The organism is Aliiroseovarius sp. S253 (genome assembly GCF_049800855.1).
In the GTDB taxonomy this organism is placed as follows: domain Bacteria; phylum Pseudomonadota; class Alphaproteobacteria; order Rhodobacterales; family Rhodobacteraceae; genus Aliiroseovarius.
Map to the genome: position 1 here is coordinate 1,218,372 of NZ_JBNAFW010000001.1, position 21,435 is coordinate 1,239,806.

The following is a 21,435-nucleotide window of genomic DNA, read 5'->3' on the forward strand; positions in this document are numbered from 1 at the left end:
GGGTCGGGGTAAAGATCTGCATCTCTGCTGCAAGAGCGTTCAATGTCTGCATTCTGGCTACTTATGATCATCCTGGCGCTGGCCGCCGTGGGGTTCATTATGGGACGAAGCCGCGCCTTATCCTCGGTTCAAGGGGATCGGCGTCTGCTTCACTCTCTTCCAAACTACTATGGTTTCAACGTTGCGATGCTGGCCTTTGTGCCGGCTGTTCTAGTGTTGGGCGCATGGGTAATCATTCAGCCGATGCTGATCAGCGGGCAGGTATCGACCCATATTCCCGCAGCGCTTTATGAAGACGCCGGTCAGTTGAACCTGATCATGAGCGACGTAAAGCGCGTGGCCGATGGCTTGGACGAGGCTATTGCACAAGGCGTTATGTCTGCAGAGGGTGCAAGCCAGCTGAACACCGAGACGACAGATGTCCGCGCCTTGCTGGGCGAAGTTGGCGTGGCGCTTGGCAGCGATGTTGATCCCTCGGTCCTGAACGCGGCGCAAGAGATGCGTGGTAAAACCACCAGCGGCAACCTGTTCATGACCATCGTCGTGCTGATCGTGGCTGCAGCCGGTTTCGCTGCGGCAATGCTGAAGACACGCGGAGACTTCCGCGCCCGTAACGCAGTTGAAGGCGGCGTAAAAGCCTTGTTGATCGCTGCTGCATCCATCGCGATCTTGACCACGATCGGCATCGTTCTGTCGCTGATCTTCAACACAATCACCTTCTTCGGGATGTTCCCCGCAAGTGACTTCCTGTTTGGCCTGACCTGGTCGCCGGAAGGTCGTGGCGGGTCAGAACATCTGGGCATTCTGCCGCTTTTGTGGGGCACGATCTACATCTCGATTGTGGCTCTTCTGGTGGCCGTTCCTATCGGCCTCTTCGCCGCCGTGTACTTGTCTGAATACGCCAGCCGCACCACACGGGCCTTCGCCAAACCTCTGCTCGAGGTACTGGCCGGGATCCCGACCATTGTCTACGGTCTGTTTGCCCTGACTGTAGTCGGCCCGCTTCTGGTGAACTTCTTCGGTGCCGATGGTCTGGGTTGGATGCAAGGTGCGCGCTCGGTCATGACTGCTGGTTTGGTGATGGGCATCATGCTGATCCCCTTCGTGTCGTCCTTGTCCGATGACATCATTAACGCCGTGCCGCAGGCGATGCGCGACGGGTCCTATGGGCTGGGCGCGACGCAATCGGAAACTGTACGGCAGGTTGTGCTGCCGGCGGCACTGCCGGGCATCGTTGGGGCCATCCTGCTGGCCGCCTCGCGCGCCATTGGTGAAACCATGATCGTGGTGATGGGGGCAGGGGCCGCGGCCCGTCTGGACCTGAACCCGTTCGAAGCCATGACAACCGTGACCGCAAAGATCGTAAGCCAGCTGACCGGCGACAGCGATTTTGCCAGCCCCGAGGCCTTGGTGGCCTTCGCACTTGGCATGACCCTTTTCCTTCTGACCCTGGGGCTGAACGTCCTCGCGCTCTACATCGTGCGCAAATATCGGGAGCAATACGAATGAGCGACGCAAGCCTTCAAAACGGCCCCGAGATGGGCACGCCACGCGCCAAAAGTTCGCTTCTTAAGCTGGATCAGCGCACCAAGAAACGCAATGCTGCCGAGGCCCGCTTCCGCGCCTATGGCATCGCCGCGATTGCCGTTGGGCTGGTGTTCCTAGTGGTCCTGATCACATCGATCTTCTTTAAGGGCGTGGGCGCGTTTCAACAGACCTTCATCACGCTGGATGTGGAGCTTTTGGAAAGCAAGCTGGACAAGTCCGGCGACCGCGATATCGAGAAGATCAAGAAGGTCACGACCTTTGGTTATAACCCGCTGATCGAAAACGCGCTGAACGCTGCGATGAATGAGGCGGGCGTCGAAAACCCCTTCGCCAAGGGCAAGGATCTGCGCAAGATGTTGTCTTCCGGTGCCGCTGCCGACCTGCGCCGCTTCGTGATCGCGAACCCGGATCGGATCGGAGACACTGTTCAATTCCGTCTGCTGGCCTCATCCCGTGTCGATGGCTATCTGAAAGACCGTGTGACCCGAGAAAGCCTTGCCCGCGACAAGAACCTGACCCCGGTGCATCTGGATGTGGTGGATCAGTTGAAAGACGCGGGTGTTGTTGCGAAAAGCTTCAACCTTGGCTTCATTACTGGTGCGGACGCGTCGGAAAGCCGTCCAGAACAAGCCGGGATCGGCGTGTCCATGCTGGGCAGCTTCTACATGATGTTGGTGGTGCTGGCTTGTGCGTTGCCCATTGGGGTCGCTGCCTCGATCTATCTAGAGGAATTCGCCCCGCAGAACTGGATCACAGACTTGATCGAGGTAAATATCTCAAACTTGGCCGCAGTACCGTCGATTGTGTTCGGTATTCTGGGTCTGGCCGTGTTCATCCAGTTCGCGCATCTGCCGCAATCGGCCCCGCTGGTGGGTGGTTTGGTGCTGACTCTGATGACGCTTCCGACGATCATCATCTCGACCCGCGCATCGCTGAAATCAGTGCCGCCGTCGATCCGCGAGGCCGCATTGGGTGTTGGCGCGTCGAAGATGCAGACCGTGTTCCACCACGTGTTGCCGCTGGCCATGCCGGGCATTCTGACGGGGACCATCATCGGTCTGGCGCAGGCGCTTGGTGAGACCGCGCCGCTGCTTCTGATCGGGATGGTGGGCTATATCGCTTCGAACTATCCGGGTGGGTTGATCGAAGGCTTCATGTCGCCGAACTCGGCCATGCCGGCCCAGATCTATGAATGGGCAAAACGCGCCGACCCCGCGTATTATGAACGCGCCTGGGGCGGCATCATCATCCTTCTGGTGTTCCTGATGACCATGAACATCATTGCAATCATTCTGCGCCGCCGTTTCGAGCGCCGCTGGTAATAGGGCTGCAGACATGAATGATATGACGAAAATCGAAAGGGCTATTGAGATGAACGATATGAAAATCTCGGCCAAGAATGTGCAAGTCTACTACGCCGATACGCACGCGATCAAAGACGTCTCGGTTGAAATTGAAGACAAGACCGTCACCGCCTTCATCGGCCCGTCGGGCTGCGGCAAGTCGACCTTCCTGCGGTGCTTGAACCGGATGAACGACACGATCGACATCTGTCGCGTCGAAGGGGACATCCTGCTGGATGGCGAAGACATCTATGACAAGCGCGTCGATCCGGTGCAGCTGCGCGCAAAGGTGGGGATGGTGTTCCAGAAACCCAACCCGTTCCCTAAGTCGATCTATGACAACATTGCCTATGGCCCGCGCATTCACGGTCTGGCCCGCAACAAGGCAGAGCTGGACGAGATCGTCGAGAAGTCCCTGCGACGCGGCGCCATCTGGGACGAGGTGAAGGATCGCCTGCACGCCCCGGGCACTGGCCTGTCTGGTGGTCAGCAACAGCGTCTGTGCATCGCGCGCGCTGTCGCGACCGAACCGGAAGTTTTGCTGATGGACGAACCGTGCTCGGCGCTGGACCCAATTGCAACGGCTCAGGTTGAGGAACTGATCGATGAACTGCGACAAAGCTATTCTGTGGTGATCGTCACCCACTCGATGCAGCAGGCTGCGCGTGTCAGCCAGAAAACCGCCTTCTTCCACCTTGGAAACCTCGTGGAATACGACGACACGACCAAGATCTTCACCAACCCCGAAGATCCGCGCACTGAAAGCTATATTACCGGCCGTATCGGCTAAGGTTGGCCCTTCGGGGCAGGAGAAAAGACATGATTGATCAACATATTGCATCCGCTTTCGACCGCGATCTGGAAGAAATTCAGGCCCACCTGATGAAGATGGGCGGCATGGTCGAGGATTCGATCCGTGAAGGCGCGAAATCACTGAAACGCCGTGACGAAGAGTTGGCCGAAGAAGTCCGCCGTGCCGACAAAAAAATCGACGCGCTGGACCTGCAAATTCAGGAAGAATGCGCCCGCGTGCTTGCGCTTCGTCAACCGATTGCCTCGGACCTGCGTACGGTGCTGACCGTGATGAAAGTGGCCGCGAACCTCGAACGCATCGGCGACTATGCCAAGAACATGGCCAAACGGACCACAGTTCTGGTCCATATGCAGCCCATCGACGGAGCCTCGGGCGCGATCAAGCGGATGGCCAGCGAAGTGCGCCAGATGCTGACCGACGCGCTGGATGCTTATATCCGCCGTGACGAGGAACTGGCGCAGGATGTGCGTCACCGCGATCTGGAAGTGGACCAGATGTATAATGCGTTGTTCCGCGAATTCCTGACCTTCATGATGGAAGACCCGCGCAACATCACATCCTGCATGCATCTGCATTTCATCGCCAAAAACATCGAACGTATGGGTGACCATGTGACCTCGATCGCGGATCAGGTGATCTATCTGGTCAGCGGCGAACTGCCCGACGAGGCGCGACCGAAGGGCAACTCGGCCAATTATGAAATGCCGGAGGACAGCGCAGACGGGGCCGAGGCATGAGCACGGACAAGCCATGCGTTTTGCTGGTGGAAGACGAACCAGCACAACGCGAAATCCTGCGATATAACCTGACCTCTGAGGGCTATGACGTTACCCTTGCCGAAAACGGCGATGACGCGTTGATCCTGGTCGAGGAGGTCATGCCCGACCTCATCTTACTGGACTGGATGCTGCCCGGTGTGTCGGGGATCGAGATTTGCCGGCAGGTCAAAACTCGCAAGGAAACCCGAACTATTCCGGTGATCATGCTGTCTGCCCGCTCGGAAGAAGTTGATCGGGTGCGTGGGTTGGAAACTGGCGCGGATGACTATGTGGTGAAGCCATACTCCGTCAGCGAGTTGATGGCGCGTATCCGTACGCAGTTGCGCCGCACGCGTCCGGTATCTGTAGGGCAAAAGCTGGAATATTCAGACATTGTTCTGGACGGCGAAAGTCACCGCGTCACGCGGGCAGGCGAGCCGGTGAAACTTGGCCCGACAGAGTTTCGTTTGCTGACCACGTTGATGGAAAAACCCGGCCGGGTCTGGAGCCGTGAACAACTTCTGGATCGGGTTTGGGGGCGTGATGTGTATGTCGATACGCGGACCGTAGATGTCCATGTGGGACGGCTGCGTAAGGCGCTGTGCCGCAACGGAGGTGACGATCCTCTGCGCACAGTACGCGGTACGGGATATGCTTTGGGCTGAAAGTAAGATTCGCCGATTAAGTATTCGTATTTAAACAAAAATGACACTCTTGGCGCTGCTGCGCCAAGTGGTTTCTCTGCATCCTAATGACAACAAGAGCTTGTGATCACAGCGCAGTTAAGCGCTGTTTAAGCCATTCATAAGATTGGGATTGCTCATCTTCCCGATTGGGAAAGTGGCGGAGAGACAGGGATTCGAACCCTGGGTGGGCTTGCACCCACAACGGTTTTCGAGACCGCCCCGTTCGACCACTCCGGCACCTCTCCGCGGGGGTCTGTGGAGCGGGAGATAATTCGACCACGCAGCATGTGCAACCACTTTTTTTACCTAAATTCGAAATGCAGTCAAAAACGTGAACGGCAATAGCTTGGCAATGTCGGTGCCCGGCGCTAGTCTTAGGGCGAAATTGCAGTCGGAAAAAGCATATAAGTTGATGATAATAAATCGAATAATGGGTTTCGCGGCGGCTGTTCTTGTGACCGCTTCTAGCGCTTTCGCCAGTGACGAAGATCAAATTCGCACCTTTCTGAAGATCACTGGGTTTGATGTGGCGATTGAATCAATCCAATTGGGCGCGATGGCGGGACCGGGTATGACCGGTGAAGACCCAGACGTCTTTGGGCGCCAGTGGCAAGAGCTGGCACGCGAAGTGTTCGAGCCTGACGAAATGGTAGCGGATGCCGTCGAAATGTTGGCCGCTGTGCTACCGCAGGACGTGCTGGATCATGGTATGGCGTTTTACGAAAGCCCGCTAGGACAGCGACTGGTCGAAGTTGAGAACGAAAGCCACCTGACGGATGACGACGTGAAATACACCGAAGGTGCGGAAATTGTTGCCGATCTTTTGGAAAGCGGTGACTTGCGTGTGCAGCTTTATAAAGCAATGGGAGACGCGATTGGCTCGACCGATGTTGCGATCCGCTCGTTAATTGAGATCCAAGTGCGCTATCTGATGGCTGCCATGGCGGCTGGAGCCAGTGATCTGGAATTGGATGAAGACGATTTGCGCGGCATTCTGCTAAGCCAATCTGACCTCATGCGTGAAGGGATTGAAGAGAACTCTTTGGTAGCAAACGCCTATGCTTATCGTGCCGTGGACGAGGCCGACTTGATCGATTATTTGGCCGCGCTGCAGGATCCCCGTATGGGCCAGGTCTATGAAATCCTGAATGCTGTTCAGTTCGAAATCATGGCAAATCGCTACGAAGCGATGGCCAGCCGTCTGGACGAACTGTCGCCCGAGCAGGAACTGTGACGCGTCGGGCCAGATATCTGAGCCATCTGGGTGCGGCCGTGGCGGTTTCGCTGACCTGCCACGCGGGTGCGGCACTTGCTGAACCGGCAGGGCAGGGAGCAGCACTACGCCTTGTTGCGGACCAATCTCAGCCCACTGACAAGCAAAGTATTGAAGAGCTTTGGGCCCTCCTGGGTATGCCGGAAATGGTGTCAATCCTGCATGACGAAGGTCTGGCGATGGCTTTGACGTCGGATATGGATCTTTTAGGGCATGAGGGTGGACCGCGTTGGGAGGCTGCGGTTCAACAGATCTATGACGAAAAAGCGTTGCAGGGCGAGTTGCATGCCCAATTGGAACAACAACTGGCACAAACGCATTTGGTCGCCCTGTGTGATTTTTATAAGCGCGAGGATATGCAGGACGTCATTCTGCATGAGATCGCCGCTCGGCGTGCATTTCTAGACATAAGCTTTGAACAGACTGCACGGAATCGTTGGATACAAGGCGACACATCAGACATGCTGGATGACACGATCCGAGTGTATGTGGATCAGAATGATTTGATCGAGCTGAACGTGATGGGATCGCTCAATTCAAACCTCGTTTTCCTGAACGCGCTCAATCAAAGCATGCCTGACGCTGTTGGTCAGATGAGCGAGCAAGACATCCTGTCCCATGTGTGGTCGCAGGAAATCGACATCCGCACTGACACGACAGAATGGATCTATGCCTATCTTCATACAGCGTACGAGCCGGTCGACCCAGCGGTGCTGGAACGCTATGTGGCGTTCTCGGCCACAGAAGCTGGGCAGGCGTTAAATCAGGCGTTGTTTGCGGCCTTTGATGCTTTGTATTTGCGTCTTTCTGGCGATTTGGGCCGTGTAGTAGGAACAATGTCGTTGGAAGAAGAGCTTTAACACTCGGTTTTTCCGGTTTCGAGCTTTTCCAACCCTGTCAGCAACTCTGACAAATGCTCGGCATAGGGTTCCCATTTACCGACCGAGCTTTTGTAGAGCGGTTGGCGCACCTGTGCGACCGACAGCGTTTTCACGTCCCGCTTGGTCTTGTGGAAGTTTAGACAGGCATCTTCCCACTCGAGATCGCAGAACTCCAGAAGCTTGCGGATTTCTGCTTCCGGGTTGTCGACCAATTCTTCATACGAAATCTCGTAAATCCGATCCGGGGCAAGTTCGCGCCAGAGGTCAAGATACTCAGTGTACAGGCGATAGGTCTGAACCAGAGCAGCCTGCGAATAGCTGTAACGGTGTAGCCCCGGCACAAAGCGGTTCTTGAAGATCGACCACAGATTGTCGCGTGGATCACGTCGAAGCGCCACGATTTTAGCATTAGGCATAGCCAGCCAGACCAACGGCGCAATCTGATAAGTCGAGATCGTCTTGTCCGTGATCCGGTCAGCATCGGGCAGGCGCGTATCGATGGCCGCTTGATAGGCACGGCCAAGATCTTCAAACTGTGTATCGGGCATATCGTCTATATGCCCGCCGGCTTGGGCCACCTTTGCGACCTGTTCAAAGCCTAGAGGGTGGAAGATGCCCAGCTCGTCCCCGCCAGTGACCGTAGAGTGGCTGGCAAGGATCTGTTCGACCAGCGTGGTGCCCGAGCGCGGCAAGCCGGTAATGAAAATTGTGCTGTTCTGGTCGTAACCACAGCTGCCGATGCGGGCGGTATCAAACTCATTCAGGAATGCTTTGAAGCGATCGTAATCGCCTTGTTCTTTGTTCATATCATGGGGGTGAAGGCGTGCCATGACCTCGTTCGCGCGCGACAGATAAGTCCAAGCGGCCTCGGCGTCTTTGTGATCTTCCATCACTTTGACCAAGCCATACCCCAAATCGATCCGGGCCTCGTCGGGCAGGTCGGGGCGATCCCACAAATCTTTCATCTCGTCGATCAGCGGATCATCCTGTGCGAGCTTACGGCCCTGCGCGACCATGCGATATACCGAACCTGACCGGACACCGCGTGCGATGGCGTCACGCAGCACCTTTTCAGCGGCCTCGAAATCGCCGGCCTGTTGCAACAGGTTTGCGGCCATGGTCACCACGCGAAGGTGGTTCGGGTCAGCTTCTAAGGCGTCGTTGATCGCCTTGCGTGAGGCTTCCAGGTTCCCAAGTAGCTTTTCGGCCATCGCCCGTAATGCCAGCATTTCGCCAGTGGGGGCGGATTTAGCTGCGAGTGCATCCAAGTCTTCCAGCGTTCCCGCGGCATCTTCCAACGTCAATCGTGCCTTGGCGCGGGTGAATAACCCGGCAGCGTTGCCGGGCGCCTTTTTCAATAGCGCGTCCAAGCATTCGATCGCCTCGCGCGGGGCATTGATGTCGGTGTAGAGCATGCCAAGATTGCCAAGGACAATCGGGTTCTCGGGGATAATGCGGCGGGCGTGCTCCAGAACTTTACGGGCTTCGGTGCGCCGCGTTTGTTGGACGAGGAACTGCCCATACTGTGCCAATGCCTCGCCATAGTCCGGATCAGCAGCAAGTGCGGTTTTGAAGGCGGCCTCGGCAGCCTCGGTTTGACCCAGTGCGGCCAGCGCTACGCCGTGGATCATCGATACGGCCTCGTTTGCACCGCGTTGCAGAAGTGTACGGGCCTGAGCCGCGGCCTCTTTTACGCGTCCCGCATTCAGAAGGGTGGTCAGCGCGTCAATTTCTGACTTCGAAGCAGTCTTGCTGATCCGTGTTGTGCTCGTGCCGGAGCCTTTCAACAAAGCGGCTAGTCTTTTCAGTTCGGACGACGGCAATTTTGCTGACTTCAGCTGCTTAGCGACCGACGCGCGGCCAGTGGCATCAAGGCTGAGCGCAAGATTAATATAGGCTCGCCAGACCGTGACCTCGGCAGGAGCAAGGCGCGCCGCATGGCTATAGGCTTTTAATGCTGCGTCTGTTCGGCCGAGCTGTTGATGGATTTGCGCGATCTGAAACGGCACCTCGGCCCGATTTGGCGCCATTGTCTGCAACTGCGCCAGTACTTTCAATGCCTCGTCCGGCTGGCCCGACCGTGCAAGATTGCCCGCTTTCTGGAACAGGGCAGGGATCTGATTTGAGTTCAATGGCAGCATGTCGGACCTATTCAGGCTGGAAAGGTATTTACCCTTTGGCTATTATGACCAGAGCAGAGCTTCAAGGCCCAGCCGTTGCCCTTGAAGATAAGCGCGTTGCGCCTGTGTAAAAGTCTTGACTTTAGCCCCAATCCACCCGATAAGCCGCCATTCCTGCCGGGACTTTTCCGTGCGGGAACTGAAAACTATGTCCAAAACGCAAGTTGCGGGCGCGCAGTTCGAGGCAATGGAAGGGATGGGCCCTTCGACAAACACCAGATGTATCTGGGGCCATAGGACGCGGATTATGAAGGAAGATCAAATGTTTGCGGTTCTGAAAACCGGCGGCAAGCAGTATAAGGTCCAGGCTGGCGACGTACTGCGCGTTGAAAAGCTGGCGGCCGATGCTGGCGAAACAGTCCAGTTCAACGAGATTCTGATGGTCGGCGCGACTGTTGGTGCCCCCACCGTAGAAGGTGCTGGCGTCCAGGCAGAAGTCATCGACCAGATCAAAGGCGAAAAAGTCATTCACTTCGTGAAGCGTCGCCGTAAGCACAGCTCGAAGCGCACCAAGGGTCACCGTCAGCAACTGACGCTGCTCCGCGTGACCGATATCCTGGAAAAGGGTGCCGACAAGTCGGGCGTGAAAGCTGCCATCGGTGCAGGTTCGGTATCGGGTGCTGCTGTTGCAGCTGCCGCTCCGGCCAAGAAAGCCGAAAAGAAAGCAGCTCCGAAGAAAGCCGCCAAGGCAGAAGCACCCGCAGGTGCTGACGATCTGAAAAAGCTGTCGGGCGTTGGCCCTGCGCTTGAGAAGAAACTGCTGGAAAATGGCGTAACCACCTTCGCTCAGATCGCCGCTTGGGGCGAAGCTGATATCGCTGAGTTCGACGAGAAACTGTCGTTCAAGGGCCGTATCGAGCGTGAAGGCTGGGTAGAGCAGGCCAAAGAATTGGCCAAAGGCTAACGAGAGCTAAGGAGAGATAGCATGGCACATAAAAAAGCAGGCGGTTCATCCCGTAACGGCCGCGACTCAGCCGGTCGTCGCCTTGGTGTAAAGAAATACGGTGGTCAGGTTGTGATCCCGGGCAACATCATCGTGCGTCAGCGCGGTACCAAGATGTGGCCGGGTGATAACGTAGGCATGGGCAAAGATCACACCATCTTTGCAACCAGCGAAGGCACCGTTAAATTCCACAAAGGCCTGAAAGGCCGCACCTTTATTTCGGTTCTCCCAGTGGCGGAGGCCGCTGAGTAAGCCGAACCTAACAAGGTTGTGAAAAACCAGGGGCCGGCTGTGATAGCCGGCCCCTTTTCTTTTTAATTGTAATACTTACTTGCCTGTTCATCCAACGTTCACAAGAACGCCCTAAAAGCGCCGAAAACACAGTTTACGTGTTGGCTTTTACGGGCTGAACCGTAGGTGCATTCAGCGCTTTTCAGAGGAGGGAAAGCCATGAAGCATGTAGATATCAGAACCCAACCGACCATTCAGGCGGAGCGGTTTGTGCTGCGCCCTGTGCGGCCTTCCGACCTTGGGGCATTGGTCCTGTCAGTTTCGGACAAACGGGTGGCCCAAGCCACGCGCTCGATTCCGCATCCGTTGCCGCCCGGCGTAACCGAGGCGTTTATTGAACGCGCAATGGCCGAGGATCGGGACGAGGATGTTTGGGTCATGGACAGCCTGCGCGAGAATCAAGACGAGGTTCTGGGCGTGATCACTCTGAATTCTCTGGATCGCGGTCAAAGCCAGTTGGGATACTGGGTTGCCCCCGGTTTCTGGAACGCAGGGCTCGCCTCTGAAGCGGTCTGCGCACTGATCGAGGCAAACCCTCAGAGCAATAGCACTATTTTTGCTGAGGTCTTTCAGGATAACCCGGCTTCGGCCCGTGTACTGACCCATGCAGGGTTCGAGTATATTGGGGATGCCGAAAGCCATTCGGTGGCGCGTGAGGCCAATGTGCCCACTTGGACGTACATCAAGAAGATGGCGTAACGCTTTGCCATGGAACAACATATCCAGATCAAGACGAAGCGGTTTACGCTTCGTCCTTTGACGCCTGAGGACCGTGATCAGGTGGTCGCGCTGCTTGATGATATCGAAGTAGCGCGCTGGTTGACTGTTGTTCCGCATCCCTACACGCACAGAGATTTCGATGGGTTTCTGGACTATCTGGCCACGACCAATCCGTTTGGTGGGTTGGCGATTGATGACGGGAATGACGTGCTGGGTGTTGTAGGTGTCGATCCGACATTGGGATACTGGCTCGGGCGCAAGCATCATGGTCGTGGCGTCATGCGGGAAGCTGCAAGCGCATTGATTTCGCATGTCTTTGCAACCACTGATCTGGATCAGATTGGGTCTGGGCACTTCCCTGACAACCATGCTTCGCGTGCGGTTCTGACGGGTTTGGGCTTTCGTGACACTGGGAAAACCGAGAACGCCCATTGTGTATCGCGTGATTGCGATGAAGTGCTCATCAAGCTCAGCCTGTCGCGTTCCGATTGGGAGGCGCAAGCGCAATGACCCGTCTTATCACCGAGCGTCTGGAAATGCGGCTCTGTCAGCCGTCTGACTTCGATGCATTGTATGACCTTGTTTCAGATTTTGACGTTGTTCGTATGACGTCATCCTGGCCCCATCCCGCCGATCCCGATCTGACGCGAGAACGCTGCCAGCCCTTTGACGCAGCGCAGGGTATGGTGGGCGTCGTTTTGCTGGACGATACGCTGATCGGATCGATGGGGCTTGCCCAGAAACCCGACGAAGATCCGCATTTGGGTTACATGTTCGCCCGCCCTTATTGGGGCAACGGCTATGCGACCGAAATGTGCCATGCCCTGATCGACCATTGTTGGGCGACCTATGATTGGCCGATGATCTGTGCGGATGCGTTTGCAGACAATCCGGCCTCGGTCCATGTGCTTGAAAAATTGGGCTTTGAAGAGTTGGACAGCAGTACGGGCCACAGCGTTGCGCGTGGTGAAAGCTCGCTATTGCAAAGATTTCAGCTTTTGCGACCACAAAGCTGATCCATTTGTGCTTGCCGCAGGCTCTGGACTTGAGCCTCGGCGCATTTCCCTCTATCGCCTGTGACATAACAGAAAGGCGCGCGTTATGAAGTTTCTCGATCTTGCAAAGGTCTATATCCGGTCCGGTTCAGGCGGGTCAGGCTGCGTGTCTTTCCGGCGCGAGAAGTACATCGAATATGGTGGACCTGATGGCGGCGACGGCGGGCGCGGTGGCGATGTTGTGGTCGAGGTGGTCGAAGGGCTGAACACACTGATCGACTTCCGTTATCAGCAACACTTCTTCGCAGGCAATGGTATCCCTGGCATGGGCAAACAGCGCACCGGTGCGGATGGCGATGACATCGTGCTTCGCGTGCCTGTGGGCACGGAAATTCTGGACGAGGACGAAGAGACCGTCATCGCTGACATGACCGAAGTCGGTCAGCGCGTAGTGATCGCCAAGGGCGGCAATGGCGGCTTTGGTAACCTTCATTTCACAAGCTCGACCAACCGCGCGCCGCGTCGCGCCAATCCGGGTCTTGCTGGCGTCGAGCGGACGATCTGGCTGCGCCTGAAACTGATCGCGGATGTGGGCCTTTTGGGTCTGCCAAATGCGGGCAAGTCGACCTTCCTTGCCGCGACCTCGAACGCGCGACCAAAGATTGCGGACTATCCGTTTACCACACTGCACCCCAACTTAGGCGTTGTAGGTGTAGATGGCGTTGAATTTGTCGTGGCTGATATTCCCGGCTTGATTGAGGGCGCATCCGAGGGCCGGGGTCTGGGCGATCTGTTCCTCGGTCACGTCGAGCGCTGTGCTGTGCTGCTTCACCTAGTGGATGGCACAGCCGAGGATGTGGTCGCCGACTGGCAGACCATCATCACCGAGATCGAGGCCTACGGCGATATTCTGGGCGACAAGTCCCGAGTCACCGTTCTGAATAAGATCGACGCACTGGATGACGAGGAACGGGCCGAGAAACTAACCGCTCTTGAAGAGGCTGTTGGTGGGCCCGTTATGCTGATGTCCGGCGTGGCTCAGCAGGGCACCACGGATGTTCTGCGCGCGCTGCGCAAGGAAATCTCTGAAGATCGCATTCGGCAGAAGCCGCAAGAGGAAGAAGAGACGTGGCAGCCCTAAGCACGGCAAAACGTGTCGTTGTCAAAATCGGCTCGGCACTATTGGTGGACGCGAAAACCGGAGCGCTGAAAGCGGACTGGCTGGGGTCCCTTTGCGCGGATGTGGCTGCCTTGAAGGCGCGCGGCGCAGATGTTGTGCTGGTCTCGTCCGGGTCGATCGCGTTGGGCCGGGGCGTTCTGGGACTGCCCGTTGGGGCGCTATCGCTGGAACAATCTCAGGCGGCTGCTGCAGTCGGCCAGATCCGGCTTGCTCGAGCTTATGAACAGGCTTTGGCCCCGCTGGGCGCGACCACAGCTCAAGTGTTGGTAACGCTGGAAGATAGCGCTGATCGTCGCCGTTACCTTAATTCGCGGGCCACGCTGGAAACACTTCTGTCGTTGGGCGTCGTGCCGATTGTGAACGAAAACGACACGGTCGCGACCGACGAAATCCGCTTTGGAGACAATGATCGGCTGGCGGCGCAGGTCGCGGTAACTATCGGAGCGGATCATCTGGTGCTCTTGTCGGATGTGGACGGGTTCTATTCCGGCAATCCCAAGGACGATCCGACCGCCACACGCTATGATGTCATCGACCAAATCACACCCGAGATCGAGGCGATGGCGGGTGACGCTGGAACCGGCCTGTCCAAAGGCGGAATGAAAACCAAGGTCATGGCCGCGAAAACCGCGACTGGGGCAGGGTGCGACATGACGATCACCGAAGGGTCGCGAATGAACCCGCTCACCTCTCTGATCGAAGGAGCCGCGGCGACGCTCTTCACCGCGCAGACTACGCCGAAGGCAGCGCGTAAACATTGGATTGCCTCGATGAAGCCTCAGGGCGCACTGGTATTGGACGACGGCGCTGTGAAGGCGCTCCAGTCAGGCAAGTCGCTGTTAGCTGCAGGCGTTACAGATGTGATCGGCGCATTCCTACGTGGTGATCCCGTGGACATTCAGGGGTCGGATGGAACGCATCTTGGTGCGGGGCTTGCTGGCTATACGGCGGATGAAGCACGTGCGATCATGGGGCAAAGGTCGGATCAGATTGGACGTATTCTGGGGCATCCGGGGCGAGCAGCCTTGATCCATCGGGACGATATGTCCCTTTAAAAACTCGAAGATACAAGATTACCTTAACGGAGAAAGCAAGATGAGCGACGACATCAAAACCATGATGACCGACATTGGCACCCGCGCCCGCGCGGCCGCACGTGACCTTGCTTTCGCACCAGCCGACGCCAAGGAAAAGGCCTTGATGGCCGCTGCCGATGCCTGTTGGGAACGGCGTGACCAGATCATTGCCGCCAACGAAAAAGACATGGAGTTCGGTCGCAACAAAGGTCTGTCGGATGCGATGATGGACCGTCTGATGCTGGATGAAGACCGCATCAAGGGCATGTGTGACGGGTTGCGTGCGGTTGCCGCACAGGATGATCCCGTGGGCGAAGTGATGGAAGAATGGGACCGTCCCTCGGGCCTGAACATTCGCCGAGTGCGCACGCCGCTTGGTGTGATCGGCGTGATCTATGAAAGCCGCCCGAACGTGACCGCAGATGCGGGGGCGCTCTGCCTAAAGGCGGGGAATGCAGTGATCTTGCGTGGAGGCTCAGAAAGCTTTCACTCGGCCGGGTTGATCCATGAGTGCCTTCAGGATGGACTTCGTGCGGCAGGTCTGCCGGAGGATGCGATCCAGCTTATTCCGACCCGCGATCGTGCTGCTGTAAGTGAAATGCTGACCATGACCGACCATGTGGACGTGATCGTTCCGCGTGGCGGCAAGGGTCTTGTTGGTCTGGTACAACGCGAGGCCCGCGTGCCAGTCTTCGCGCATCTAGAAGGCATTGTGCACATCTATATCGACAAAGACGCGGATGCCGAGAAAACCCGCAATGTAGTGATGAATGCAAAGACGCGTCGCACGGGCATTTGTGGCTCGGCAGAATGCCTGCTGATCCATCGCGATGCACAGGCTCTGGGTCAAGCTGTCATTGATGATTTGATGGCTGCTGGGGTCGAGGTTCGGGTGGGCGAAGGTCTGACCGGCAGCGTTCCAGCGTCCGAAGAGGATTGGGGTACCGAGTATCTGGACAGCATCATTGCCGCCAAACTGGTGGATGATGTGGACGGCGCGATTGAGCACATCAACCGCTATTCCTCGTCCCATACGGATGCGATCATGACGGAAAACGATGCAACGGCGGATCACTTCTTTACCCGCTTGGACAGTGCGATCCTAATGCGCAATGCCTCGACCCAGTTTGCCGATGGCGGCGAGTTTGGCATGGGGGCCGAGATCGGGATTGCCACCGGGAAGATGCATGCGCGCGGACCGGTGGGCTCCAAGCAATTGACTTCGTTTAAATATCTTGTTGTCGGTGACGGCACCACGCGTGCCTAAGAACTGAAAAGCCGCCCCATTTCGGGCGGCTTTTCTTAGAAAGACAGGGTGATCGTCTGAACCGTGGTCTGCACGGCGGCAACGCGACCTTGCCGCCCAAGCTCGGGCCGGATCAGGGCGAAATGGACCTGAGCGGGCGGGACATCAAGATCTGCGTTCGCTGCGGACAGCAACCCCCAGAGGTCCGGGTCGATGTTCATTCGCTCTCCGCGCGCGGTCATTTGCCAACGTTCGTCAGTGCGAGACACGGAGAGTTGCCCCCCCCAAGGCATCGCGCTTTCAAAACATTGTAGCGCCAAGAAGGCGAGTTTGACCTCGGTCCGGGGGAGGTCACCCACGGGCTGCCAGTCAATCTCGATCTTGCGGCCATCCAGGCTGGGTGCGAGCACTGCACGGATTTCGCTTTCCGAAAGGGTTTGGCCATCCGCCGCAGCGCCAAAGGCCACACGAAAGAACCGGATCCTCAAATTTGCATTGGTTACGCATTCCGCAATCAGCGCCATTTCCGGGCTGTCGCCCATGCCGGACAGCTGCAACAGCTCTACCCCATTGCCGATTGCGCCCAAAGGGCTGATAAGGTCATGGCAGATACGAGATCCGATCAATGCTGTCAGGTCGCGGTCTTGTTTGGTCATGTTTGAAGCCTGAGTGGGGTAAAGGTCATGGGATTGGGATCACTTCTTGAGCCGGGAATGCTGGTGCGCCACCCTCAGAAACCCGATTGGGGGTTAGGGCAGGTGCAATCCAACGTGGCTGGCCGCGTTACGGTGAATTTCGAGCACGCTGGGAAGCAGGTGATCATGATTGAACATGTTGACTTGATGCCTGTATTTACGCCTTCTGAACGCTGACGTGCCACGCAGATGCTGTGTTGCACGCCTGTTGTCTAAGCCATATGAGCTGAACAAGGTTATCAAATGGTTAATCGAAAATGACTGCGCCTGATTTTGAACTAAGACTGGCCCAGAGTGACGCAGATCTGATTGCAGCACAACGGCTGCGATACGACGTCTTTGTGCGAGAGCTGGGCGGGGACGGTCCCTTGGTTGACCACGAAAACGGGTTGGAGCGTGACGCATTTGATCCGTTCTATGACCACTTGATCTTGTTTGATCACGCGCGGGAAGGATCTCCTGCCGTCGGGGTCTATCGGCTGTTGCGTGGAGAGAAACTGAACACACCCGACGGGCCGGATCACTTCTATTCTGAAGCCGAGTATGACGTGAGCGTTCTTAAGGCGTCGGGTCGTAAGTTGTTGGAATTAGGACGGTCTTGTTTGCACCCAGACTATCGCGGTGGAGCTGCGATGATGCATTTGTGGAGCGGTTTAGCAAAATATGTGGAAGACCACGGAATCGAAATCCTGTTTGGTGTGGCGTCGTTCCATGGGACGGATATCGACACGCTGAAGGCACCGCTGTCTTTGCTTCATCATCGCCACCTTGCGCCCGAAGCCATCCGCGTTCGTGCACAACGTGACGTGCTTCAACCGATGGATCTTTTGCAGGAAGACCAGATCGACCGGCCCGCTGCCATGCGGGCGGTGCCTGCGTTGATCAAAGGTTATCTTCGTCTGGGAGGTTTCGTGGGCGAGGGGGCGTTTGTCGATCATGTTTTCAACACCACCGATGTGTGTCTGATCATCGACATGTCGCTGGTCAATGAAAGATCACGTGCCATTTATGCAGGGGGCAAGTCATGAACGCGACCTGGCAGGGTGGGCATGAACCGCACGGATTCCATCCTTCGGGCCTGGATTATCTGCGTATCGTCCGACGCGGAGTGCCGCTTGGAGTGCTTGTATTTGGCGGATTGATCCTGCTTTTACTTGTTCGGCTGATCGAGCGTCCGATCTTTGGAACGCAACGCCCCTTTACGCCGCACATTACGCAGTTTGTGTGTCGCAACGCCTTTCGGATCCTCGGTGTTCGGTTCGCGAGCAATGGCGAGCCGATGCATCAGAAAGGGGCCGTGGTGTCCAACCATGCGGGGTGGTTGGACATCTTTTCACTGAACGCGCGTAAACGTGTGTATTTCGTATCGAAATCCGAGGTGGCAGGATGGCCCGGCATTGGCTGGCTGGCGCGCGCAACGGGAACGGTGTTTATCAACCGCGACCGAAAAGAGGCGCAAACCCAGATCGAGGTCTTTCGCACGCGTCTGATGGCAGGACATAAGCTGCTTTTCTTCCCTGAGGGAACATCATCCGATAGCCAGCGGGTTTTACCATTTAAATCAACGCTGTTCGCTGCGTTCTTCACGCCTGATCTGCGTGATTTTATGTGGGTTCAACCAGTCACGATACGCTACTTCGCACCCGAAGGTCGCGACCCCCGATTCTATGGTTGGTGGGGCGACATGGAGTTCGGGCCGCATCTGTTGCAGACTTTGGCCACGAAGCGGCAAGGACAGGTCGAACTGGTCTATCACGAGCCGGTCAGGGTCTCGGATTTCTCGGGCCGAAAAGAACTGGCCGCCCATTGCGAGGCGGCCGTTCGTGAAGGTTTGGGTGATTTGAACGTCGAGCGCTAAGCGTTCATCGCCGCGAGCAGGCGGTGCAGCGTGGCCGATGGATCGTCTGTACGCCAGATTTCTTCCCCAATGGCGAAGAAATCCGTGACGGGGGCGAGGGTTCGGATCGTGTCTTCGTCCAGCGCGCCTTCTGCGACCACGGGAACCTCGATCATCTGGCTCCACCAAGAAAACAATTCTTGTTCTGCGCGGGTCCCGTCACCAAGTGGGGTCGTGCCGGCGGGGCCAAAACTGACATAGTCTGCGCCAACTTCACCGGCATTCATTCCGTCATGGCGTGAGGCTGCACAATAGGCGCCGACAATGGCGTCTGCGCCCAAATCGTCGCGGGTCTTACGTACGCGACGTGCGCCATCGCCCAGATGCACACCATCAAGTCCCAGACGTTCGACCAGAAGCGCGTGTTCGGCAATCACGATTGGCACGTCGCGGGCATGGGCGACCTCGCGACAAGCGTCGGCGGCACGCATGATGCGGTCTTCGTCGGTGGTCGCCAGCGACAGGCGAAGGCAAGCAGTTTCAAACGTATCTAGAACCTTGGCTAGATCGGTGGGAAAGCGCGACAGCTCGATCTCGGGTGGTGTCACAAGATACAGCTGTGGGCGGTCCATTTCAGTGTCGGCCATCTGCGCGATCCTTTTAATTCTTTCTGAAGGGCTTCATAGCCGGGTTTGCCGCTATTGCAAGCGTGGCCGTCACTTTGCGGGCAGACCTGACACAAATTCTAAGGCCAAACGCAACAATTCTGCGCGGGTTTCATCATCCGCCATGGCGTCTTCGCCCGCGTCGATGAACCCGCCCATGGGTCGGCCGGTGAAATCCATTTTGCGTGCGCCGGGCAGGGCAAGCGCCTTGGCCTCGTGTTCTTTCCCCACGCGATACATAGCGCCGTCCTTATGAACTCCGCACAGCATGTTGCCGTTCAGCATGAAGGCGATACCGCCGAACATCTTCTTCTCCACCAGATCCGGGCGCTCGCCCAGATCGTCTTTCAGAATTTCATAGAGACCGCTGTCATAGGCCATGGAAAAGCTCCTGCTTGCCGAATGATCCCGCTCAGCGTATCACGCGCCCGACCAATTGAAAGAGAATGCCGCAATGGATACCCCCGAGACCCAGCTGGGACCACAGCCTGAAATCGTTCTGGTACGCCCTCAGATGGGGGAAAACATCGGGGCCGCGGCGCGCGCGATGTTGAATTTCGGGTTGGAGCGGATGCGGATCATCGCCCCGCGTGACGGCTGGCCCAATCCGGCTGCCGTGGCCATGGCGTCAGGCGCAGGGCGAGTTCTGGATGCGGCGGGCGTCTATGACACATTGGCCGAGGGGATTGGCGATTGCGATTACGTCTATGCGACGACTGCGCGGTCACGCGATCTGGCCAAACCGGTGCTTAGCCCCGAACGTGCCATGGAAGAGGCCCGCGCCATGCGACTGCAAGGCAAGAAGGTCGCTGTACTGTTTGGGCCCGAGCGCACTGGGCTTGAAAATGACGAGATTGCACGCGCAAACGCCTTGATCTCGGTCCCGGTAAACCCGGAATTTGCGTCGCTGAACCTGGCCCAATGCGTGCTTCTGACGGCTTACGAGTATCGTCGTCAGAGCCATGATGTTGCTCATAACGTGATGGAGTGGGCCAGCAGCGAACCCGCCAGCGCGATCGAGGTCGAGAAGCTGGCCGAACACTATGAAAAACGTCTGAATGAGGCCGGGTATTTCTTCCCCGAAACCAAGGCCGAAGTGATGAAGATCACCCAGCGCAATATGTGGAGTCGCCTGAATCTAAGCCGTCTGGACGTTCAGATGTTCCACGGCATTCTGCGTCAGCTTTTGCGCAATAAGGACTAAAATCAGTCCGCGCGGCGCGCGGCAACGATCCACATCACCATCAGTACCACCGAGCCAACGGCGTTGAAGTTGGCCATGGTGATGTCCAAGGCTTCAATCGGGATCATGTCGGACAGGCGCCACGGGATTTCGTCACAACGCACCAATGGGGCGGCTTGGATCTGCGCGAGAAGGTCCTCGACTGACAGGTTTCCCACACTTCCGCCCGAACACGAGGCAGGACCATCCCACAACTTCCGCTCGACTCCGGAATGGTAAAATCCAAGGCCGGCGGATATGGCCATGTTCAAAGCCCCAAGCCAGCGCAGAAGGCGCATTTTGGTAGCAAGCGCCGCGCCACCCAGCACTACAGCGATTGCGTGGGGCCAGCGCTGCCACAGGCACATCTTGCACGGCGCATAGCCCAAAGATTGAAAGATAAACGCACCCGCCAGAATGCCAGCCGAGGCCACAGCGGCAGTGATGATCAACGATTTGGTGGACAGACGATCAAGTATGCTCATAGGAATTTCACCACGTAGAACCCGCCAATCAGCAGGATGCAGAACAGGGCGAACATCAGGCCCAGCCTGCGTTCGATGAAGTCACGAATGGGCGCGCCAAACTTCCACAGCAAGGCGGCCACGACGAAGAACCGCAGACCACGAGCGATCACGCTGGCGACCATGAAGACGCCAAAGTTCAGCCCGGTCGTCCCTGACAGGATGGTAATGACCTTGTAAGGGAAGGGGGTTACGCCGGCGATTAGGACTGCCCAAGCGCCCCATTCGTTATAGCGCTCGGCAAACTCGCCAAAATAAGCGTCTTTGCCATAGAACTCCAACACTGGGCGACCGACGGTCTCGAACAGCCCCCAGCCGATATAATAGCCGAACATGCCGCCCAGAACGGATGCAACCAGTGCCACGCCCGCGATCACGAAGGCGCGCGACGGCCGCGCGATGATCATCGGGATCATCAGTACATCTGGTGGGATCGGGAATACCGAACTTTCCAAAAAGGCCACCACTGCCAGCGCCCAAAGTGCGTGTGGCGTGTTGGCCAGACCCATCGTCCAATCGTATAGTCGTTTAACCATGTTCGTGCTCGAATAGCTTTTC

At 57.1% G+C, this 21,435-nt stretch carries 25 protein-coding genes and 1 tRNA gene; 19 read left to right on the forward strand and 7 right to left on the reverse strand.

Annotated elements, in window-relative coordinates:
* Positions 1-42: 42 nt before the first annotated feature.
* The 5 genes from pstC to phoB are packed head-to-tail and all read left to right on the forward strand — an operon-like array spanning position 43 to position 5,128.
* A complete protein-coding gene (gene pstC, locus ACP15F_RS06010) occupies positions 43-1,509 on the forward strand; it encodes a phosphate ABC transporter permease subunit PstC (protein ID WP_424939915.1) in 1,467 nt (488 codons plus the stop codon).
* A complete protein-coding gene (gene pstA, locus ACP15F_RS06015) occupies positions 1,506-2,870 on the forward strand; it encodes a phosphate ABC transporter permease PstA (RefSeq protein WP_424939916.1) in 1,365 nt (454 codons plus the stop codon). Before pstC ends, pstA begins: the two co-directional genes overlap by 4 nt.
* Before the next feature lie 13 nt (positions 2,871-2,883).
* Positions 2,884-3,681 (forward strand): phosphate ABC transporter ATP-binding protein PstB, encoded by a 798-nt coding sequence (gene pstB / locus ACP15F_RS06020; RefSeq protein ID WP_424939917.1) that lies wholly within the window; start codon positions 2,884-2,886, stop codon positions 3,679-3,681.
* A gap of 29 nt (positions 3,682-3,710) precedes the next feature.
* On the forward strand, positions 3,711-4,442 hold the full coding sequence (gene phoU / locus ACP15F_RS06025; RefSeq protein ID WP_424939918.1) for a phosphate signaling complex protein PhoU: 732 nt from the start codon (positions 3,711-3,713) through the stop codon (positions 4,440-4,442).
* A complete protein-coding gene (gene phoB, locus ACP15F_RS06030; RefSeq protein WP_424939919.1) occupies positions 4,439-5,128 on the forward strand; it encodes a phosphate regulon transcriptional regulator PhoB in 690 nt (229 codons plus the stop codon). Before phoU ends, phoB begins: the two co-directional genes overlap by 4 nt.
* Before the next feature lie 176 nt (positions 5,129-5,304).
* On the opposite strand, the gene ACP15F_RS06035 is transcribed toward phoB, so the two are convergent.
* Positions 5,305-5,394 (reverse strand) — tRNA-Ser (locus tag ACP15F_RS06035).
* A 209-nt stretch (positions 5,395-5,603) separates the two neighbouring features.
* Between ACP15F_RS06035 and ACP15F_RS06040 the strand changes: the two genes are divergently transcribed.
* Together ACP15F_RS06040 and ACP15F_RS06045 are read left to right on the forward strand one after the other, a co-directional pair.
* Complete coding sequence (locus ACP15F_RS06040) at positions 5,604-6,383, forward strand: DUF2059 domain-containing protein (RefSeq protein ID WP_424939920.1); 780 nt, start codon at positions 5,604-5,606, stop codon at positions 6,381-6,383.
* Positions 6,380-7,282 (forward strand): hypothetical protein, encoded by a 903-nt coding sequence (locus tag ACP15F_RS06045; RefSeq protein WP_424939921.1) that lies wholly within the window; start codon positions 6,380-6,382, stop codon positions 7,280-7,282. The genes ACP15F_RS06040 and ACP15F_RS06045 overlap by 4 nt, the downstream gene beginning before the upstream one ends.
* On the opposite strand, the gene ACP15F_RS06050 is transcribed toward ACP15F_RS06045, so the two are convergent.
* Positions 7,279-9,444 carry a tetratricopeptide repeat-containing sulfotransferase family protein gene (locus ACP15F_RS06050; RefSeq protein WP_424939922.1) on the reverse strand — a complete coding sequence of 722 codons (2,166 nt, stop codon included), beginning with the start codon at positions 9,442-9,444 and terminating at the stop codon, positions 7,279-7,281. The genes ACP15F_RS06045 and ACP15F_RS06050 overlap by 4 nt on opposite strands.
* Positions 9,445-9,745: 301 nt before the next feature.
* Between ACP15F_RS06050 and ACP15F_RS06055 the strand changes: the two genes are divergently transcribed.
* The 8 genes from ACP15F_RS06055 (at position 9,746) to ACP15F_RS06090 (ending at position 15,955) form a co-directional block, all read left to right on the forward strand.
* On the forward strand, positions 9,746-10,387 hold the full coding sequence (locus ACP15F_RS06055) for a 50S ribosomal protein L21 (RefSeq protein ID WP_424940951.1): 642 nt from the start codon (positions 9,746-9,748) through the stop codon (positions 10,385-10,387).
* Between the two features lie 21 nt (positions 10,388-10,408).
* Positions 10,409-10,678, forward strand: a complete 270-nt coding sequence (gene rpmA, locus ACP15F_RS06060) for a 50S ribosomal protein L27 (protein WP_108856322.1) — start codon at positions 10,409-10,411, stop codon at positions 10,676-10,678.
* A gap of 198 nt (positions 10,679-10,876) precedes the next feature.
* Positions 10,877-11,416 (forward strand): GNAT family N-acetyltransferase, encoded by a 540-nt coding sequence (locus tag ACP15F_RS06065; RefSeq protein ID WP_424939923.1) that lies wholly within the window; start codon positions 10,877-10,879, stop codon positions 11,414-11,416.
* Positions 11,417-11,425: 9 nt separating this feature from the next.
* Complete coding sequence (locus ACP15F_RS06070) at positions 11,426-11,947, forward strand: GNAT family N-acetyltransferase (RefSeq protein WP_424939924.1); 522 nt, start codon at positions 11,426-11,428, stop codon at positions 11,945-11,947.
* On the forward strand, positions 11,944-12,453 hold the full coding sequence (locus tag ACP15F_RS06075) for a GNAT family N-acetyltransferase (protein WP_424939925.1): 510 nt from the start codon (positions 11,944-11,946) through the stop codon (positions 12,451-12,453). The genes ACP15F_RS06070 and ACP15F_RS06075 overlap by 4 nt, the downstream gene beginning before the upstream one ends.
* A gap of 85 nt (positions 12,454-12,538) precedes the next feature.
* A complete protein-coding gene (gene obgE, locus ACP15F_RS06080; RefSeq protein ID WP_424939926.1) occupies positions 12,539-13,573 on the forward strand; it encodes a GTPase ObgE in 1,035 nt (344 codons plus the stop codon).
* A complete protein-coding gene (gene proB / locus ACP15F_RS06085) occupies positions 13,561-14,667 on the forward strand; it encodes a glutamate 5-kinase (protein WP_424939927.1) in 1,107 nt (368 codons plus the stop codon). The genes obgE and proB overlap by 13 nt, the downstream gene beginning before the upstream one ends.
* 40 nt (positions 14,668-14,707) lie before the next feature.
* Entirely contained in the window at positions 14,708-15,955 is a 1,248-nt protein-coding gene (locus ACP15F_RS06090) for a glutamate-5-semialdehyde dehydrogenase (RefSeq protein WP_424939928.1), read from the forward strand.
* Positions 15,956-15,990: 35 nt separating this feature from the next.
* Here ACP15F_RS06090 and ACP15F_RS06095 read toward each other — a convergent pair whose 3' ends face one another.
* Positions 15,991-16,590, reverse strand: coding sequence for a histidine phosphotransferase family protein (locus tag ACP15F_RS06095; protein ID WP_424939929.1), 600 nt, complete (start codon positions 16,588-16,590; stop codon positions 15,991-15,993).
* A 27-nt stretch (positions 16,591-16,617) separates the two neighbouring features.
* On the opposite strand from ACP15F_RS06095, the gene ACP15F_RS06100 reads away from it, so the two are divergent.
* From ACP15F_RS06100 to ACP15F_RS06110, 3 genes are all read left to right on the forward strand, one after another.
* The gene (locus ACP15F_RS06100; protein ID WP_424939930.1) at positions 16,618-16,806 is read left to right on the forward strand and encodes a DUF3553 domain-containing protein; all 189 of its coding nucleotides are present in this window, start codon (positions 16,618-16,620) and stop codon (positions 16,804-16,806) included.
* Between the two features lie 80 nt (positions 16,807-16,886).
* Positions 16,887-17,657 (forward strand): GNAT family N-acetyltransferase, encoded by a 771-nt coding sequence (locus tag ACP15F_RS06105; protein ID WP_424939931.1) that lies wholly within the window; start codon positions 16,887-16,889, stop codon positions 17,655-17,657.
* Positions 17,654-18,487 carry a lysophospholipid acyltransferase family protein gene (locus ACP15F_RS06110; protein WP_424939932.1) on the forward strand — a complete coding sequence of 278 codons (834 nt, stop codon included), beginning with the start codon at positions 17,654-17,656 and terminating at the stop codon, positions 18,485-18,487. The genes ACP15F_RS06105 and ACP15F_RS06110 overlap by 4 nt, the downstream gene beginning before the upstream one ends.
* On the opposite strand, the gene ACP15F_RS06115 is transcribed toward ACP15F_RS06110, so the two are convergent.
* Positions 18,484-19,113, reverse strand: coding sequence for a thiamine phosphate synthase (locus tag ACP15F_RS06115; protein ID WP_424939933.1), 630 nt, complete (start codon positions 19,111-19,113; stop codon positions 18,484-18,486). The two genes, ACP15F_RS06110 and ACP15F_RS06115, sit on opposite strands and share 4 nt — an antisense overlap.
* A gap of 69 nt (positions 19,114-19,182) precedes the next feature.
* Entirely contained in the window at positions 19,183-19,512 is a 330-nt protein-coding gene (locus tag ACP15F_RS06120) for a TfoX/Sxy family protein (RefSeq protein ID WP_424939934.1), read from the reverse strand.
* Between the two features lie 73 nt (positions 19,513-19,585).
* On the opposite strand from ACP15F_RS06120, the gene ACP15F_RS06125 reads away from it, so the two are divergent.
* A complete protein-coding gene (locus tag ACP15F_RS06125; protein ID WP_424939935.1) occupies positions 19,586-20,335 on the forward strand; it encodes an RNA methyltransferase in 750 nt (249 codons plus the stop codon).
* A gap of 2 nt (positions 20,336-20,337) precedes the next feature.
* Here ACP15F_RS06125 and ACP15F_RS06130 read toward each other — a convergent pair whose 3' ends face one another.
* Both ACP15F_RS06130 and ACP15F_RS06135 read right to left on the reverse strand, forming a co-directional pair.
* Positions 20,338-20,838, reverse strand: a complete 501-nt coding sequence (locus ACP15F_RS06130; RefSeq protein ID WP_424939936.1) for a disulfide bond formation protein B — start codon at positions 20,836-20,838, stop codon at positions 20,338-20,340.
* Positions 20,835-21,413, reverse strand: a complete 579-nt coding sequence (locus tag ACP15F_RS06135) for a YqaA family protein (RefSeq protein WP_424939937.1) — start codon at positions 21,411-21,413, stop codon at positions 20,835-20,837. The genes ACP15F_RS06130 and ACP15F_RS06135 overlap by 4 nt, the downstream gene beginning before the upstream one ends.
* Between the last annotated feature and the right edge of the window lie 22 nt (positions 21,414-21,435).

Coding starts and splice junctions, on each gene's coding strand:
- pstA (WP_424939916.1), top strand. CDS start 1,506: ATGAGCGACGCAAGCCTTCAAAACGGCCCCGAGATGGGCACGCCACGC.
- ACP15F_RS06130 (WP_424939936.1), bottom strand. CDS start 20,838: ATGAGCATACTTGATCGTCTGTCCACCAAATCGTTGATCATCACTGCC.
- ACP15F_RS06115 (WP_424939933.1), bottom strand. CDS start 19,113: ATGGCCGACACTGAAATGGACCGCCCACAGCTGTATCTTGTGACACCA.
- obgE (WP_424939926.1), top strand. CDS start 12,539: ATGAAGTTTCTCGATCTTGCAAAGGTCTATATCCGGTCCGGTTCAGGC.
- ACP15F_RS06100 (WP_424939930.1), top strand. CDS start 16,618: ATGGGATTGGGATCACTTCTTGAGCCGGGAATGCTGGTGCGCCACCCT.
- ACP15F_RS06075 (WP_424939925.1), top strand. CDS start 11,944: ATGACCCGTCTTATCACCGAGCGTCTGGAAATGCGGCTCTGTCAGCCG.
- ACP15F_RS06065 (WP_424939923.1), top strand. CDS start 10,877: ATGAAGCATGTAGATATCAGAACCCAACCGACCATTCAGGCGGAGCGG.
- ACP15F_RS06090 (WP_424939928.1), top strand. CDS start 14,708: ATGAGCGACGACATCAAAACCATGATGACCGACATTGGCACCCGCGCC.
- ACP15F_RS06070 (WP_424939924.1), top strand. CDS start 11,426: ATGGAACAACATATCCAGATCAAGACGAAGCGGTTTACGCTTCGTCCT.
- ACP15F_RS06050 (WP_424939922.1), bottom strand. CDS start 9,444: ATGCTGCCATTGAACTCAAATCAGATCCCTGCCCTGTTCCAGAAAGCG.
- phoU (WP_424939918.1), top strand. CDS start 3,711: ATGATTGATCAACATATTGCATCCGCTTTCGACCGCGATCTGGAAGAA.
- ACP15F_RS06135 (WP_424939937.1), bottom strand. CDS start 21,413: ATGGTTAAACGACTATACGATTGGACGATGGGTCTGGCCAACACGCCA.
- ACP15F_RS06125 (WP_424939935.1), top strand. CDS start 19,586: ATGGATACCCCCGAGACCCAGCTGGGACCACAGCCTGAAATCGTTCTG.
- ACP15F_RS06105 (WP_424939931.1), top strand. CDS start 16,887: ATGACTGCGCCTGATTTTGAACTAAGACTGGCCCAGAGTGACGCAGAT.
- pstB (WP_424939917.1), top strand. CDS start 2,884: ATGAATGATATGACGAAAATCGAAAGGGCTATTGAGATGAACGATATG.
- pstC (WP_424939915.1), top strand. CDS start 43: ATGTCTGCATTCTGGCTACTTATGATCATCCTGGCGCTGGCCGCCGTG.
- ACP15F_RS06120 (WP_424939934.1), bottom strand. CDS start 19,512: ATGGCCTATGACAGCGGTCTCTATGAAATTCTGAAAGACGATCTGGGC.
- phoB (WP_424939919.1), top strand. CDS start 4,439: ATGAGCACGGACAAGCCATGCGTTTTGCTGGTGGAAGACGAACCAGCA.
- ACP15F_RS06095 (WP_424939929.1), bottom strand. CDS start 16,590: ATGACCAAACAAGACCGCGACCTGACAGCATTGATCGGATCTCGTATC.
- rpmA (WP_108856322.1), top strand. CDS start 10,409: ATGGCACATAAAAAAGCAGGCGGTTCATCCCGTAACGGCCGCGACTCA.
- ACP15F_RS06055 (WP_424940951.1), top strand. CDS start 9,746: ATGTTTGCGGTTCTGAAAACCGGCGGCAAGCAGTATAAGGTCCAGGCT.
- ACP15F_RS06110 (WP_424939932.1), top strand. CDS start 17,654: ATGAACGCGACCTGGCAGGGTGGGCATGAACCGCACGGATTCCATCCT.